Annotated in this window: 14 protein-coding genes and 1 pseudogene; 8 read left to right on the plus strand and 7 right to left on the minus strand. The window is 74.9% G+C overall.

From position 1 onward, the window contains the following. Positions 1-40: 40 nt before the first annotated feature. Positions 41-1,006: an SWIM zinc finger family protein gene (locus FHU28_RS26560; protein ID WP_184687156.1), complete on the minus strand. Its 966-nt coding sequence runs from the start codon at positions 1,004-1,006 to the stop codon at positions 41-43. Further along, a complete protein-coding gene (locus FHU28_RS26565) occupies positions 1,003-4,224 on the minus strand; it encodes a DEAD/DEAH box helicase (protein ID WP_184687158.1) in 3,222 nt (1,073 codons plus the stop codon). Before FHU28_RS26565 ends, FHU28_RS26560 begins: the two co-directional genes overlap by 4 nt. Before the next feature lie 84 nt (positions 4,225-4,308). Between FHU28_RS26565 and FHU28_RS26570 the strand changes: the two genes are divergently transcribed. Then, the gene (locus FHU28_RS26570; protein WP_184687159.1) at positions 4,309-5,169 is read left to right on the plus strand and encodes a carbohydrate kinase family protein; all 861 of its coding nucleotides are present in this window, start codon (positions 4,309-4,311) and stop codon (positions 5,167-5,169) included. 4 nt (positions 5,170-5,173) lie between these two features. Here FHU28_RS26570 and FHU28_RS26575 read toward each other — a convergent pair whose 3' ends face one another. After that, positions 5,174-5,695 (minus strand): DinB family protein, encoded by a 522-nt coding sequence (locus FHU28_RS26575; RefSeq protein WP_184687161.1) that lies wholly within the window; start codon positions 5,693-5,695, stop codon positions 5,174-5,176. Between the two features lie 85 nt (positions 5,696-5,780). Between FHU28_RS26575 and FHU28_RS26580 the strand changes: the two genes are divergently transcribed. Then, on the plus strand, positions 5,781-5,987 hold the full coding sequence (locus tag FHU28_RS26580) for a hypothetical protein (RefSeq protein WP_184687164.1): 207 nt from the start codon (positions 5,781-5,783) through the stop codon (positions 5,985-5,987). 9 nt (positions 5,988-5,996) lie between these two features. On the opposite strand, the gene FHU28_RS26585 is transcribed toward FHU28_RS26580, so the two are convergent. Together FHU28_RS26585 and FHU28_RS26590 are read right to left on the minus strand one after the other, a co-directional pair. Further along, positions 5,997-7,142, minus strand: coding sequence for a polysaccharide pyruvyl transferase family protein (locus FHU28_RS26585; RefSeq protein WP_184687173.1), 1,146 nt, complete (start codon positions 7,140-7,142; stop codon positions 5,997-5,999). Between the two features lie 83 nt (positions 7,143-7,225). Then, the gene (locus FHU28_RS26590) at positions 7,226-7,804 is read right to left on the minus strand and encodes a TetR/AcrR family transcriptional regulator (protein ID WP_184687175.1); all 579 of its coding nucleotides are present in this window, start codon (positions 7,802-7,804) and stop codon (positions 7,226-7,228) included. A gap of 92 nt (positions 7,805-7,896) precedes the next feature. Here FHU28_RS26590 and FHU28_RS26595 point away from each other — a divergent pair, with 92 nt between their 5' ends. Further along, on the plus strand, positions 7,897-8,472 hold the full coding sequence (locus FHU28_RS26595) for a dihydrofolate reductase family protein (protein WP_184687177.1): 576 nt from the start codon (positions 7,897-7,899) through the stop codon (positions 8,470-8,472). Positions 8,473-8,513: 41 nt separating this feature from the next. Further along, positions 8,514-9,445 (plus strand): annotated as a pseudogene (locus FHU28_RS26600) (phosphotransferase family protein). Positions 9,446-9,580: 135 nt separating this feature from the next. Here the strand turns inward: FHU28_RS26600 and FHU28_RS26605 are convergent. Continuing rightward, entirely contained in the window at positions 9,581-10,795 is a 1,215-nt protein-coding gene (locus FHU28_RS26605; protein ID WP_184687180.1) for an ROK family transcriptional regulator, read from the minus strand. Between the two features lie 138 nt (positions 10,796-10,933). On the opposite strand from FHU28_RS26605, the gene FHU28_RS26610 reads away from it, so the two are divergent. Continuing rightward, positions 10,934-11,437: a SigE family RNA polymerase sigma factor gene (locus FHU28_RS26610; protein ID WP_073831933.1), complete on the plus strand. Its 504-nt coding sequence runs from the start codon at positions 10,934-10,936 to the stop codon at positions 11,435-11,437. Continuing rightward, positions 11,434-12,777, plus strand: a complete 1,344-nt coding sequence (locus tag FHU28_RS26615) for a TolB family protein (protein WP_184687183.1) — start codon at positions 11,434-11,436, stop codon at positions 12,775-12,777. The genes FHU28_RS26610 and FHU28_RS26615 overlap by 4 nt, the downstream gene beginning before the upstream one ends. A gap of 67 nt (positions 12,778-12,844) precedes the next feature. On the opposite strand, the gene FHU28_RS26620 is transcribed toward FHU28_RS26615, so the two are convergent. Further along, complete coding sequence (locus FHU28_RS26620; protein ID WP_184689949.1) at positions 12,845-13,696, minus strand: universal stress protein; 852 nt, start codon at positions 13,694-13,696, stop codon at positions 12,845-12,847. A gap of 131 nt (positions 13,697-13,827) precedes the next feature. Between FHU28_RS26620 and FHU28_RS26625 the strand changes: the two genes are divergently transcribed. Beyond that, positions 13,828-14,286, plus strand: coding sequence for a MarR family winged helix-turn-helix transcriptional regulator (locus FHU28_RS26625; protein ID WP_184687186.1), 459 nt, complete (start codon positions 13,828-13,830; stop codon positions 14,284-14,286). Positions 14,287-14,360: 74 nt separating this feature from the next. Beyond that, positions 14,361-15,788, plus strand: coding sequence for an MFS transporter (locus tag FHU28_RS26630; RefSeq protein WP_184687188.1), 1,428 nt, complete (start codon positions 14,361-14,363; stop codon positions 15,786-15,788).

Consider the following 15,788-nt stretch of genomic DNA (forward strand, 5'->3'; position numbering starts at 1 on the left):
GGCCCCTTCTTAACGCATTCGGTAGAGGAAGGGCCCCCTGTTAACACTCGCCTCCGCCGCTGCCGAACTCCCGGAACGCCCGGCGCAGCCGCTCGGCCAGCCCTGGCCCGCCGATCGCGGCACCGGGTGACCCGAGCTGGCGCAACAGCAGCTCCGGGCCGGTGGCGAGCGTGGGCGGCCGGTCCGGCAGCGCCACCGGCGCCAGCCAGAACCGGTCCAGCTCCGCGTCCGGCTCGACCGCCGGCAGCCCGGCCAGGGCCCGCGCCGCGCCGACCACCGGTGCGGTGGCGCCCGTCGCGTCCGGCTCCCGTCCGGCGCCCGGGCCCGCCAGGACAGGCGTCCCGCCGCTCCCGTCCAAAGACGCCGACCGGTCCGCCGCGGTGCCGGTCGGGCCCGGCGCCACCTCGGTGGTACGGGCGCCGCGCAGCGTACGCAGCCGGTCGAGCAGTTCGGCGCGGGATCGGCCGCGCCAGTGCAGCAGGTGGAACGGGTCGGCGTCGAACGCCTCGGCGAGCAGGTAGAACGTGGCGGCCAGGTGTTTGCACGGCACCGCGAAGTCGGGGCAGCCGCAGCTCTGGTCCAGCTCGCCGATCTCGGCCGGGAACAGCGGCGCGCCCGCCTCGGCGAACAGCTCCTCCAGTTCGGCCGGCAGGTCACCGGCGAGCAGCCGGGCGCTGAAGAACGCCTGCCCGGCCAGCTCCGACTCCAGCCGCCGCCACACCTTCTCCGGGTACGCGGCCAGCCCGATCCGGACCGGGTAGGGACGCGGCCGGGACCCCTGCACCTCGGCGGTGACCTTTCCGGGCGACACGTCGAGCCGGAGCACCTGCCCCCGGCGCGCGTACGCCCGGCCGCGGGTGAGCCGGGAGCCGAGCGCGAACGACTCCAGCACCTCCACGAAGCGCCGGGACCACCAGGACTGCCCGATCGCACCTCTGGTGCTGCGCGCCCGCAGGCCGCCCTCGACCCGCAGCGGCGGACCGTAGTCGTCGAAACCTGGGCTCACTCGACCACCGCCGCCCCGGACTCCAGCGTGAACAGGTCGCGCAGCGTGTCGGTGGACAGCTCGGTGATCCACTGCTCGCCGCTGCCCACCACGGACCGGGCGAGGCTGCGCTTGTCCGCGATCATCGCGGCCACCTTCTCCTCGACGGTGCCGGCGCAGACGAACTTGCGTACCTGCACGCGGCGGCGCTGTCCGATGCGGAACGCCCGGTCGGTGGCCTGGTCCTCGACGGCCGGGTTCCACCACCGGTCCACGTGCACGACGTGGTTGGCGGCGGTCAGCGTGAGACCGGTGCCGCCGGCCTTGAGCGACAGGACGAACAGGGGCGGCCCCTGCGGCGTCTGGAACCGGGTCACCATGGCGTCCCGTTCGGCCTTGCCGACGCCGCCGTGCAGCAGCAGCACCTCCCGGCCGGTACGCGCCGACAGGTGCCCGCGCAGCATGCCGCCGAATTCGGCGTACTGGGTGAACAGCAGCGCCTTCTCCCCCGCCGCGAGCACCTCGTCGACGATCTCGTCGAGGCGTTCCAGCTTGCCGGACCGGCCGTCCAGCGCGGAGCCGTCGTGCAGCAGCTGCGCGGGGTGGTTGCAGACCTGCTTGAGCCGGGTCATGGTGGCCAGCACCAGCCCGCGCCGCTCGATCCCGTCGCTGGACTCGATCTTCGCCATCATGTCGTCCACCACGGCCCGGTAGAGGGCGGCCTGCTCGGCGGTGAGGTTGCAGACCACCTCCATCTCCAGCTTCTCCGGCAGGTCGGTGATGATCGAGGGGTCGGTCTTGAGGCGGCGCAGCACGAACGGGCCGGTGATCCGGCGCAGCCGCTCGGCCACCTCGGCGTCGCCGTGCCGCTCGATCGGTTCGGCGAAGCGCTTGCGGAACGTCGCGGCCGGCCCGAGCAGCCCCGGATTCGCGAACTGCATGATGGACCAGAGGTCGGCGAGCCGGTTCTCCACCGGCGTACCGGTGACCGCGACCCGGTGCCGCGCGGGCAGTGACCGGACCGCCTCGGCCTGCCGGGTGGCGGCGTTCTTGATCGCCTGCGCCTCGTCCACCACCACCCGGTGCCAGTCGATGCCGGCCAGCTCGAACGCGTCCCGGGCCGCCACCGAGTACGTGGTGAGCACCAGGTCCGCCTCCCGCACCGCGGTGGCGAAGCCCTCACCCCGGGCGCGCTCGGCGCCGTGGTGCACGTGCACCCGCAGCCCGGGGGCGAACTTCGCCGCTTCCCGCTGCCAGTTGCCGACGAGCGACATCGGGCAGACCAGCAGCGTGGGCCCGGCCTCCGGCGGGTCACCGGCGAGCAGCGCGAGCAGCTGCACGGTCTTGCCCAGGCCCATGTCGTCGGCGAGGATGCCGCCGAGCCCGAGCGACTGGAGGAACGCCAGCCAGGCCAGTCCGCGCCGCTGGTACGGCCGTAGCGTCCCGGTGAACCCCGGCGGCGGGTCGGCCGGGGTGAGCCGCCGTTCCGCCTCACCGGCGAGCAGTTCGCCCAGCGCGCCGTCGGCGACCACGTCCAGCACCGGCAGCTCACCGGCCCGGTCGTCACCGGACAGTCCCATCCGCAGCAGGTCGGCCACGCTCAGCTCGCCGGAGGAGCGCAGCAGCTTCAGCCCGGCCTCCAGCCGCTGCGGATCCAGCTCGACCCACCGGCCGCGCAGCCGGACGAGTGGGGACTTCAGGTCGGCGAGCGTCGCCAGTTCCTCGGCGGTCAGCGGCTGGTCGCCGAGCGCCAGCTCCCAGCGGTAGTCGACGAGCGCGTCCAGCCCCAGCTTGCCGTCGGTGGTGGCGACCGCGCCGGGCGCGCTACGGCTGCGCGCCCGCAGCCGCGCGCCGAGCCGGGACGAGGAGCGCCGCCACCACGACGGCAGCAGCACCCCGAACCCGGCCGCGTGCAGCACCGGCGCGCCCTCGCGCAGGAACCGGTGCGCGCCCTCGGCGTCCAGTTCCATCCCCTCCGGCGCGGCGGTACGCAGAGCGGCGTCCACCTCGGGCCAGAGCCGGCTGGCCCGGCCCAGCTCGGCCAGGAGCGTCTCCTGCGGCTCGACGCCCCGGGCGGTGAGCGCGGGCGCGGGCCGCTGCCAGATGTGAGCGGCGTCCACCACGAGCCCCGGCTCGTCGGCCGGGTGCAGGCCGAACTCGACCCGCCAGGCGGCGTCCTCGACCAGTTCGGCGACCGGGTCGACGTCCGGCTCGACCAGGCGGAACGTGGCCCGTACCGCGCCGCCGGCGGCGTCGCGCTGCCAGGCGTCCAGTTCGTCGCGCAACGTCTTCAGGGCGGCGGGCTCGGCCGGGAACGCGCGCTCCGGGCCGGTCAGCGCGGCCAGCCAGCGCGGCACCGCGCCGACCGGGCGCATTCCGCGGTGCAGCCGGGTGTCGGCCAGGGCCACCCGGGCGGTGGTGTCGACGAGCGCGTCCAGCGCCTCGGCGACCAGCTCACCGGCCCCGATGTCGTCGGCCCGCCCGGCCCACGCGTCGTCCGCCGGCGCTCCCCAGGACCCGGGCCGCCATTCCCGGGCGGCGCGGGCCGCCGGTGGCAACGCCATCGCCAGGTCGCGCGCCCACGCCGCGTCGGTGCCGGTGAGCAGCGGCCGCCAGAGCGCCCACGCCGTCACCACGTCGTCCGCCCCGACGGCCCGCAACCGCCGCGCGGACCCCGCGACCGGACCCGGCTCGCCCGAGGCCGCCGGCAACCGCCGCGCCGAGGTTCCCCGGCCGGCCGCGGCCGGCTCACCGCCCGCGCCGGGCCCGCCACCACCGGGGTACGCGTCGAACACGCCGGGCAGCAGCCGGCCGCGTGCCACCAGATCGGCGGCGAAGTCGGCCAGCTCGCACAGGTGGCGCAGGCTCGCACCGACCGGGCCCGGCATCGGCGCGCGCAGCAGCTCGTACGCGGCGTCCGGCGCGTACCTCAGGGCCGGGACCCGCCATCCGGCGCGGGTGACCGGGCCGCGGACCGGTTCCCCGACGGTGGCCCGGACCAGCTCCGGCGAGTCCAGCGGCGAGCCGGCCCGGGTCGGCAGGTCCAGCAGGACGGAGATCGGCTCGCCCGGCATGGCGTCGAGCGCATCGGCGAGCGTGGCGTGGTCGGCGGCGAAGGGGTGCGGGCGCTCGCGCGGGACGCGACCGGGCCGGCGAGGCGCGCGGGCCGGGCGCGTGCTGTCCTCGGCCCACAGGGCGAGCCCGGCGCGGGGCAGCCACAGCCCGTGGATGACCAGCACTGCTCCCCCTCGACGACGCCCGGTGCCGGAAGACGGCGCCCGGGGAGCCAGGATAGGCCGCCGGGCGCGGATATCGTCGGCGCCATGGTCGACCTTCTCGTGATCGGCGGGCTCGGCGTGGACGTCCGTGTCCAGGTGCCCGCTCTGCCGCCGCCCGTCGCCGACTCGCTGCTGGTGCCGCCGATCGACATGCGGATCGGCAACACCGGCGCCGGGGTGGCGCTGGCCGCGCACGCGCTCGGCCTGCGGGTGGCGCTCGTCGACGTGCTGGGCACCGACCCGGCCGGTGACGTGGTGCGGGCGGCGCTGGCGCGTACCTCGATCCGGACCACGCTCGCCGACGCGCCGGCCGGCACCCGGCGCTCGGTGAACCTGGTCGACCCGGCCGGACGGCGGATGTCGCTGCACGACCCGCGCCCGTGGTCGGGGCCGGCACCGTTCGCCGACGCGGAGCTGGCCGCGCTCGTGGCCGAGGCCGCCCACGTCCACCTGTCGATCATGGACTGGGCCCGGGACTCGCTGGCGACGCTGCGCGCCGCCACGTCGGTCTCCACCGACCTGCACGACTGGGACGGCGAGAACGACTACCACCGCCCGTTCGCCCGGATCGCGGACCTGGTCTTCGTCAGCGACACGCGGCTCGGCGAGCGCGCCGGGGCGGAGGCGGCCCGGCTGGCGCCGCGCACGGTGCTGGTCACCGGCGGCGCGGCCGGCGCGACGCTGCACACCCCGGACGCCCCGCCGGCTCACGTGCCCGCCGCCACCGCGCCGGGCCCGGTGGTGGACACCAACGGCGCCGGGGACGCGTTCGCCGCCGGGGTGATCGCCGCCCGGCTGCGCGGCGCGGACGTGCTAGACGCGGCCCGGTACGCCGCCCGGGTGGCCGCCGCGGCCTGCGCACACGACGGGATGGAGTACCCGGACGGGCTGCTCCCCCGCGCCTGAGGCGTCAGATCGCGCCGGTCTCGCCGTCGGTCAGCTCGCGCAGGATGTCGGCGTGCCCGGCGTGCCGGGCGGTCTCCTCGATCAGGTGCACAAGCACCCAGCGCAGCGACACCTCGCCGAGCTGCGGGTGCGGCACCACGTGGTCGAGGTCGAACCGCGCGGCCACCTCGCGGGACCGGTCACAGGCCGCCTCGTACGCGGCGGCCAGCGAGGCGACCGTGTCGCCGGCTGACAGCGTGAAACTGGCGTCGGCGTCGGCCTGGGAGGTGACGTAGACGTCGCCCGGCTCTGGGGCGAACAGGCAGCGGAACCAGTTCCCCTCGACCACTGTCAGGTGCCGGAGCAGCCCGGCCAGCGTGGTGAGCGAGGGCACCAGACGCCGGGCTGCGTCGGCATCGGTCAGGCCGCGCACCTTGCGCAGCATGTTGCCGCGGTGGAAGTCGAGGAACGCGTCGAGGATCGCCCGTTCGCCGCCCGTACGGGCGAGGACCGGACCGAGAGTCGGATCGATCGTCGGGTGCGCCATTCCCGGACCCTAGTACGCGCTGTACCCGTTTCGCTGCCCCGCGTGATCCCCTGCGCGGGCGGGCCGGCCGGGGCAGGATGGGCGCATGGCTTCCACGGTGCAGATCCCCCTGGTGGGCGGCGCGGCCGACGGCGAGACCGTCACCGTCGAGCTGGACAGCAACGGCCGGCCCCCGCTGACCCACCACCACCTCGGGTCGAAGGGGCTCGCGGAGGCACAGATCTACGAGCTGGAGTCGGGCGAGCAGCCGGGCCGGGAGTGGGTCTACTCCTGGCGCGGCCCGGCGGTCTGACGACCCGGCTCAGACCGCGGGGGTCAGCGACCGGGCCCGGATGCTGTCCAGCACGCTGCGGGTCACCTGCGAGGTTCCCCGCGCCTGCTCGCAGACCTCCGCCACCCGGCGCGCGGTCTCGTCGGCCCGCGCCGCCCGCTCGTCCCACAGCCGGTCCACCTCGGCCAGCAGCGGACCCTCGACCTCCCGTTCCACGCCGCGCAGCGCCGGCACCCCGAGCCGCTGGGCCAGGTCGAAGACCTTTCCGGCGTACGGCAGCGGCAGGAACGGGGTGCCCATCATGGCCGCGAAGATCAGGAAGTGCAGCCGCATGCCGACCGCGAGGTCGAAGTGGCGCATCAGGCCGAGGATCTGCGCCGGGCGGTAGTCGCCGTGCAGGATGCGGCCCCGGTCGGCGGCGGTCATGTGCGACAGCACGCCGTGGGAGTGCCGGATGTCGTCGCGTTCCATCGGCACGAACAGCACGTGCGCGTCGATCCGGTGCACCAGGAAGTCGCCGATCTGGGCGAGCAGGCGGTGGTAGCCGTCCACATCGAGCCGTTCGGCTGCCCGGCCCGGCTCACGCACGCTCAGCCCGACCAGCCGGGAGCCGGACGGCACGCCCTCCTCGCGCAGCCACTGCTCGGGGAACTCCTCCGGTTTCAGCAGGAACGCCGGATCGGCGGTGACGGTGATGGGGTTGACCAGGCCCGCCTCCTCCAGCACCATCCGCGACTCCTGGTCGCGGACGGTCACCTCGACGGCCTGCGCCAGCGTCTCGCGCACCATGCCGCTGTCGAGCGTGTCGCTGAGCGGGCCGACCCCGACCGCGTACGTGAGCAGCGGCAGCCCGCGTTCCTGGGCGACCCGGACCACCCGCAGGTAGCGCCGGGCCTCCTTGTCGTAGAGGATCCCGCCGCCGCCGAGGACGAGCAGGTCGAGCTGGTTGAGCACCGGGGACGAGTCGACGCGGCTGACGCCCTCCCACGGCACCGCCTCGACCTCGGGGTGGGCCAGCGCGGTGTGCGCCGGGTTGCGGGAGAACACGATGATCCGGGCGTTCGGCTCGTGCCGGCGCAGGTCGTCCAGGAGACCCGTGAGGATCGCCTCGTCGCCGAGGTTACGGCCGCCGTACGACCCGAGCACGCCGATGGTCAGTCCGGTGCGATCCCTCATCCGTTGCTCCTTCCCAGGGGCGTCCGGCCCAGCGTTCCCGCTGGTCGCCCCGGCTTAACGTGCGCCGGGAGTGGCGAGGGCGCTCAGTCGGCGGCGCCGCCGACCAGACGGGAGACGAGGTCGGAGACCACCTGATCGGTGTCGAACCCGGCGTCGATAGAGGTGGTGAGCAGGTCGAGCAGGAGCCCGTCGACGGCGTAGTGCAGCAGCGCCACCTCGTACGCCCCGCCCGGCAGGCCGGCGGCGAGGTGGTGGGCGGCGTCGTCGGCGTACCCCTGGCGGAGCACGCCGCCGAGCGCGGACCGCAACTCGGGGCGGCGGGCGGCCTCCAGCCGCAGTTCGAACAGCGCCCGGGTGAGGCCCGGCTCGCGGGTGGTGCGCGCGACGATGTCGCGCAGGTAGTCGGTCATCAGCGCGAGCGACGGCTCGCGGCGCCCGAGGTCGGCGAGCACGGCCGGGTCGGGCGCGATCCGGGCGAAGATCCGTTCGGCCAGGCCGGCGAGCAGCGCCGCGCGGGACGGGAAGTAGTTCGAGGTGGTGCCGGTGGGCACGCCCGCCTCGGCGTCGACCGCCCGGTGGGTCAGGCCGCGCGCGCCCGCGTCGGCGAGCACCCGCAGACCGGCGTCGGCGAGCAGGGTACGGCGTTCCGGGTTCCTGGCCACGCGAACACACTAGCAATAACCACGACAGGTGTTGTACATTCATCTCCGAACCACGACAGCCGTCGTGGATAACCTCGGACATCGGAGCCGGTTTGCGCAAGCTCGTCTATTTCGTCGCCAGCACCCTCGACGGCTTCATCGCCGCGCCCGACGGGTCGTTCGACTTCCTCCCGCTGACGCCCGACCTGGCGCCCCACCTGGTGGCCGAGTGGCCCCAGACGCTGCCCACGTTCGCCCACGCCCAGCTCGGCATCGAGTCCCCGCCCAGCGGCCGCTTCGACACCGTGCTGATGGGCCGCGGCAGCTACGAGCCGGGCCTGAAGCTCGGCGAGGCCAGCCCCTACGCCCACCTGAAGCAGTACGTCTTCAGCCGCTCTCTTCCCGCGGCCGACTACCCGGACGTCGAGGTCGTCGCCGGTGACGCGGCGGCCCTCGTCCACGAGCTGAAGACCCGGCCCGGACGCGACATCTGGCTCTGCGGTGGCGGGCAGCTCGCCGGCCAGCTTCTGGACGAGATCGACGAGCTGGTGGTCAAGGTCAACCCGGTGGTCGTCGGCAGCGGCATCAAGCTCGTCGACACCGGCTTCGATCCGCGGCGGCTCACGCTCACCTCGGCGCGCCCGTTCGACGCCGGCGTGGTCGTCCTGCACTACACGCGCAACGGTTAACCCGGTTGCCCCGGACGGCGGGCGGCACGCACCGTGGGACGGTGACGAAGACTCGGCTGCACTGGCACGAACTGCCCGCACACGTACGCGACGGGGTCGAGGCCGTCCTCGGCGACCGGGTGGTGGCGGCGCACTCGCAGCCGGGCGGCTTCTCCCCCGGCACCGCCGACCGGGTCCGCACCGCCGGTGGTGGCCGGGCCTTCGTCAAGGCGGTGAGCCCGGCGCAGAACGACCGCAGCCCGACGCTGCACCGCGCCGAGGCCCGGATCGCCGCCGCCCTGCCCCCGGACGCGCCCGCACCCCGGCTGCTCGGCAACTACGACGACGGCCACTGGATCGCGCTCGTCTTCGCCGACGTCGAGGGCCGGCACCCCGCCACCCCGTGGCGTACCGGTGAGCTGACCGCCGTGCTGTCCACGCTGGAGACCATGGCGGCGGCGCTCACCCCGGCGCCCGCCGCCGCCGGTACCACCACCGCCGCCGAACACCTCGCGCACGACTTCGACGGCTGGCGGCGCATCGCCGCCGACCCGCCGGCCGACCTCGACCCGTGGGCCCGGTCCCACCTGCCCGAACTGTGCGCCGCCGCCGACCGGGGCCTGGCCGCGCTCGCCGGTGACACGCTCTGCCACGTCGACGTCCGCGCCGACAACCTGCTGCTCGGCCCGGACGGATCGGTCACCGTCGTCGACTGGCCCTGGGCCTGCCGGGGGCCGGCCTGGCTGGACACCCTGCTCACCGTCGTCAACGTGCAGGTGCACGGCGGCCACGACCCCGACGCGCTGCTGGCCGCCCAGCGACTGACCGCGAATGTCGACCCGGCCGACCTGACCGGTGCGCTGGCCGCCTCACCGGGTTCTTCCTCGACGGTGCCCGCCAGCCACCACCACCCGGCATCCCGACGGTACGGGCGTTCCAGCGCCTACAGGGCGAGTCCCTGCTCCCCTGGCTCACCCACCGCCTGACCCCCTGACCCCCCGCCCCGCCCCGCCTCGCCCCGGTGATCTTGCAGTTTCGGCCCCTGAAATGCCCCTTTGGTGCACTTCGTCGGGGCTGGAACTGCAAGATCAACGCGCTCAAGAGGCCGCGGACGCGCGGCGGTGCGGCCTCACCCGGAAGTGGGGACGCCCAGGGGGTCGGCGAACAAGGGGGTGAAGCCCAGTTCGGCGGCGCCGATCAAGGTGGCGTCGTAGCCGAGCGCGGACACGCGCAGCCGGGCCTTGTCGCGCGAGATGGGCAGCACGTTGGCGGCGATCCGGCTGCGGACGTGGGCGGCGCAGACCGGAAAGACCTCGCTGAGCGTGCCCCCGAAGATCACCACGCCGGGGTTGAACAGGTTGATCACGTTCGCCACGCCGATGCCCAGCCAGTCGCCGATGTGCCGCAGCGCGTCCTGGGCGGCCGGCTCGCCCCGCGCGGCGGCTGCGACCACGGCCCGTACCGCCTCGCGCCCCTTCTCCCCCGCCGGGCGGCCGGCGGCGTCGAGCAGCGCCCGCTCACCGACCTCGGCCTCCAGGCACCCACGCGAGCCGCAGCCGCAGGGCCGCCCCTGGTACGGGTTCACGAGCATGTGCCCGACCTCGGAGGCGTACCCGCCGTCGCCGTCGAGCAGCTCACCGCTGACGATGATCCCGCCGCCGACACCCACGTCACCGTGCAGGTAGACCACGTTCTGCACTCCGGCACCCGCGCCGCGCTGGTGCTCGGCCAGGGCTCCGAGGTGCGCCTCGTTGCCGACCAGGACGGGCAGGCCCAGATCCAGCCGCCCGGCCAGCTCGGCGCCGAACGCCTGGTCCACCCAGCCCATGTCCGGTCCGAAGCGGACCATGCCGTCGCCGGGCCGGATCATCCCGCAGTACGACGCGCCGACACCGACGCACACCGATCCGGGTGGCGCGGCGTGGTGCAGCGCCCGCCCGAAGTCGGCGAGCACCGAGACCACGGAGTCCAGGTCGGCCCCGGCCCGTGGCCGTTCCGCCTCCAGGCGAGCCGACACCACGCCGCCGAGCCCGACGCGGGCGGCCACGAGCCGGTCCACGGCGATGTCGAAGGCGAGGACGTAGACGGTGTCCGAGGCCGGGCGGACCACAAGCGAGGGTCGTCCCGCCCGTCCGCTGCCGCCGGCCGCCACCTCCCGGACCAGGCCGGCCGACGCCAGTTCCGCGGTGAGCGCCATGACCGTGCTGCGGTTGACGCCCATCCACTCGGCCAGCTCGACGCGCGTCACCGGGCCGGTCAGGTGGACGCGCCGGAGCAGCGCGCCGAGGTTGCCTCTGCGGCCGTCCCCCTGCGCATGCCGATCCGCGACCAGGCCCTTACGCATCGACCACTCCGTCAGACGGCGACTGGCTTGTGACCCGAGAATAGTTGCCGCACATCGACGGGTGCCAGCGACCGCCTCCGGACGGCTGCCTCAACCATCGAGGGCTCGACCGGCGTTCATTGCGGTGAGGGGGTGGGCATGTCGGAGTCGTTCCGCGAGTTCGTGGTGCAGCGGTCACCCGCGTTGTCGCGGACCGCGTACCTGCTGACCGGCGATCACCAGCTCGCCGAGGACCTGTTGCAGAGCGCGCTGGCCCGCACCTACCGCCACTGGCGGCGGATCCGCGACGGGGATCCGGAGGCGTACGTGCGCCGGGTCATGTACCACCAGCAGGTCTCCTGGTGGCGCCGTCGGCGGGTGGCCGAGCGGCTGGACCCGATGCCGGCCGAGCGCGGCGGCGGCGACCACACCGACGCGACGGCGCTGCGGCTGAGCGTGGTGGCGGCACTGCGGCGGCTCACCGCCCGGCAGCGGGCCGTGGTGGTGCTGCGGTACTACGAGGATCTGACCGAGGCGCAGGTGGCCGAGGTGCTCGGCTGCTCGGTGGGCACCGTGAAGCGGCACGGGCACGACGCCGTACGCCGGCTGCGCGAGCTGGCCCCCGAGCTTCTGGAGCGGACTCCGGAAAGGAGCGAGCGATGAGCGTACGGCTGCGGGAGGCGTTGCGGGAGGCGGCGGCCGGGGTGCCCGCGTACCCGGTGCACGACCGGGCGGTGCGGACCGCGCGGCGCACGCGGTGGCGGACCGCCGCGGTGGTCACGGCGGTGCTGGCGCTGGTGGCGGCCGTGCCGCTGACGGTACGCGGGGAGGGCCGGACCGCGCCGGCGGGCTCGGGCGGTGCGGCGCTGCCGGACCGGCTCGGGCTGCCGCCGTTCGGCGCGTTGAAGGCCACCGACCGGCCCGCGCTCGGCCCGGCGTCGGTGGTGTTCAGCGGGCAGGCCCGAGGGCTGACCGGCCTGGTCGACGAGAACGGCACTGTCGGCATCGTCGGGGCGGACGCGGACCGGTACCGGACGTGGACTGTCGGTTTCGAGGCGCCGGCCGGGGAAGGGGTCCTGCTCTCCCCGGACGGGCGGTTCCTCGCGGCGCCCGACGGGTCGCCCACCAGCCCCGGCGTGGACGTGATCGACCTCGCCGGCGGCACGGTCCGGCGGCTGCCCAGCCCTCGGCCGGGCAGTGTGGCGACCGCGCCGGCCGGGTGGGCGCCGGACGGGTCCGCGCTGGTGGTCGTGGACACCACTCCGGCGAATCCGGAGCGCAGCTCGTACGTCAACACGCTCAGCCTGGTGCGGCTGGACACCGGCCGGGCGGTCCGCCTGCTGGAGACCACGCAGCTGCCGGTGTTCGGCTCGCCGGTGGCGTTCGCCGCCGACGGGTCGCGGCTGGCCTACCAGGTCGGCACGAAGGTGCTCGTGAGCAGCACGGACGGGCGGCAGATCTCCTCGTTCGCGTTGCCGACCGGCACCGCGCTGGCCGGCAAGGGGGCCTGGCTGCCCGACGGCTCGCTGACTCTGGTCGCCCACGAGGCGACCGGCGACCGGTGGCGGCTGCGCCGGGTCGACACCGACGGGCGGGAGCTGTCGGCACCCGCGCTGGCAGCCGTCTCCGGTATGACGGCGATCCGGCTGCTGGGGTGGCAGCCGGACGGGAGCGCGTGGGTGGTCGCGTACCGGCCCGAGCCGAACGCGCCGGGCTGGTACGCCGACGGGCTGGCGATGGACCAGCGGACCGCGTACGCCAACGTGCGCTCGATCCGGGTGCTGAGCCTGACACCGGGCGCCGCTGCCCCGGTCACGCTGCTCACCGCGCCGGACCAGGTGCTCGCCGTGGACGTGGCGGACTCGGTGGTGCGCGCCGGCCGGGTCCGGGAGGCCGATCCGCCGTCCGGTCCCGGCGGCCGGGCGTGGTGGGGGGCGGGCCTGGTGGCGCTGGCGCTCATCGGGCTGGCGGCGTACCGGCGGCTGCGCCGCGGGCGCCGGTGACGAAGCGGGTGCCTCCCCGGCCGGGAGGCACCCGTGATGCTTGCGTCGTCTCGGGCCGCGCCGACTGTTACTCCGCTTCGCGGACCGGGCTCTGCGGCACCACCATCACCGGCCGGTGGGCGCGGTGCAGGGTGGCCATGGCGACGCTGCCGAGCAGGATCTTGCGCATCGCAGTCCGTCCGCGCGAGCCGACCACCACAGTGCTCGCCTTGTGCTCGGTGGCGACGGCGGCGAGCGCCTCGGCCACCGCGCGCCCCTGGGCGCCGCGCCCGGCGCTCACCCGCACGGTGGTGACCTGTCCACCGGCCGTGTCCGGCGTGGGCGTCTCGCCCTCGTCGCCGTCGACGGCGACCAGGGCGACGTCCCGCTCGGGGAAGAGGCGCCGGGTGGAGTCGAGCGCCGCCTCGGCGCCGGCGGAGGCGTCCCAGCCGACCACGACCGGTCCGGCGGCGAGCGCGTCGTGCTCGTCGGTGAGCAGCGGGTGCGGCACCACCAGGACTGGCCGCGGGCTGTAGTGCACCGCCATGTCCGAGACGCTGCCGAGCACGGCCCGGGCGCCGCCCAGCCCGCGCGAGCCGAGCAGCAGCACGTCGGTCTGCTTCTCGTCGGCCAGTTCGGCGAGCCGGAGCCCTTCCCCGCCGTAGCTGCGGCACACGAGCGGCTCGGCGTCCCAGCCGGCCGCGCGGGCCAGCATCACGCCGACGGAGGTGAGCCGGTCGGCCTCCCGGCCGCCCTCGCGCTCGATCGCCTCCACGAACGCGTTGATGTTGCGCTTGCCGGTCCAGAGGCGCTTACGCAGTTCTTCGCTGGCGAACGGTGGCGTCCACAGATGCCCGATCCATGCGTGCGCGCCGGGGAACAGCAGCGCACCCGCCTCGATGGCGGCGCTCGCGGCCGGAGACCCGTCGTAACCCACCATCACTTGCCTGCTGTGCACGTCGCTCACCGCACCAAACCTCTCTTGCCGACGACATCCCACAAGATCGTATCCGCGGTCGGAGCGGGTCCGCGTCGGATCATCCGGCACGGACCCGTCGGTACGCTGGGCGGATGAGCACCCCGGACCTGTCGTACCTGCTCGACCACACCAGTCACGTGCTGCGCACCCGGGTGGCGGCGGCCCTGGCCGAGATCGGGCTGACCGCGCGGATGCACTGTGTGCTGGCGCACGCGCTGCCCGAGGAGCGTACGCAGATCCAGCTCGCCGAGATGGGCGACATGGACAAGACCACGATGGTGGTGACGGTGGACGCGCTGGAGCGGGCCGGCCTGGCGGTGCGGCGTCCGTCGCGTACCGACCGGCGGGCCCGGATCATCGCGGTGACCGAGGAGGGCGCCCGGGTCGCGGCGCGCAGCCAGGAGATCGTCGACCGGGTGCACGCCGAGACGCTGGCGAGCCTGCCGGACGAGGAGCGGGACGTCTTCCTGCGCGCGCTGGAGCGCCTGACCGCCGGCCACCTGGCCAATCCGGTGCCGAGCCCGAAACCGGCACGCCGCGCCCGCCAGTAGTTCCCAAAGAGATTGTCTGTAACGGAACTATCCGCTACGGTCCCTCCTGTCGCACCTCTCGACAGGAGGACTCCATGTCCGCTCCCCGCTCGCGTCAGATCGCGCTCGGCGTGCTCGCCACCAGCGCCCTGATGACCATTCTCGACGGCAGCGTCGTCACCGTGGCGATGCCGGCCATACAGCGCGACCTGCGCTTCTCCCCGGCCGGCCTGAGCTGGGTGGTGAACGCGTACCTGATCGCCTTCGGCAGCCTGCTCCTGCTCGCCGGTCGCCTCGGCGATCTGCTCGGACGCCGGGCGATGTTCCTCGGCGGCACCGCGCTGTTCACCGCCGCGTCGGTGCTGGCCGGGGTGGCCGGCTCGCCCGCCACCCTGGTCGCGGCCCGCTTCCTCCAGGGCGTCGGCAGCGCGGCGGCGGTCGCGGTGAGCCTCGGCATCCTGGTCACGCTCTTTCCCGACGCCGCCGAGCGGGGCCGGGCGATCGCCGTGTTCGCCTTCACCGGCGCCGCCGGGGCGGCCATCGGCCAGGTCGCCGGCGGCCTGCTCACCGATGCGCTGGGCTGGCACTCGATCTTCCTGATCAACCTGCCGATCGGCCTGGCCACTATCGCGATCGCGGTCCGTACGCTGCCCGCCGACCGGGGCCTCGGCCTGGCCGCCGGGGCCGACGTGGCGGGTGCGCTGCTGGTCACCGCGGGACTGGTGCTCGGCATCTACACGGTGGTCACGATCGAGCGGTACGGGGCGACGTCGGCGCGCACGCTCGGCCTCGGCGCGCTCGCCGTCGCGCTGGTCGCCGGGTTCGTCGTCCGGCAGGCGACCGCACGCCGCCCGCTCATGCCGCTGCGGATCCTGCGCTCGCGCGGCGTGGCGGTGGCGAACGCGGTCCAGATCCTCACCGTGGCGTCGACGTTCGCGTTCCAGGTGCTCGTCACGCTCTACCTCCAGCAGGTGCTCGGCTACGACGCCACCCGCACCGGGCTCGCTCTGCTGCCGGCCGCCGTCACCATCGGCGCGGTGTCGCTGGGCGTCTCCGCCCGGCTCAACGCCCGCTTCGGCGAGCGGGCGGTGCTGCTGGCCGGGCTCGTCCTGCTGGTGGCCATGTTCGTGCTGCTGGCCCGGGTACCGGTGGACGGTCGCTACCTGCCCGACGTGCTCCCGGTGATGCTGCTCGCCGGCGGGTTCGGGCTGGTGCTGCCGGCGCTGACCGCGCTCGGCATGTCCGCCGCCGGCGCCGAGGACGCCGGCCTTGCCTCCGGGCTGTTCAACACCACCCAGCAGCTCGGCATGGCGTTCGGCGTCGCGGTGCTGTCCACGCTGGCCGCCGCCCGTACCGCGGACCGGGTCGCGCTCGGCGACGACCGGGCCGCCGCGCTGACCAGCGGATTCCACCTCGCGTTCGCGATCGGCGCCGGGCTGCTCGTGGTCGCCGTCGGGCTCGCGTACGCGCTGCTGCGCCCGCGCACGACGGCGGGCGCGGACACTCCGGCGCTGGTGGGCTGA

The organism is Micromonospora echinospora, from assembly GCF_014203425.1.
Taxonomy (GTDB): domain Bacteria; phylum Actinomycetota; class Actinomycetes; order Mycobacteriales; family Micromonosporaceae; genus Micromonospora; species Micromonospora echinospora_A.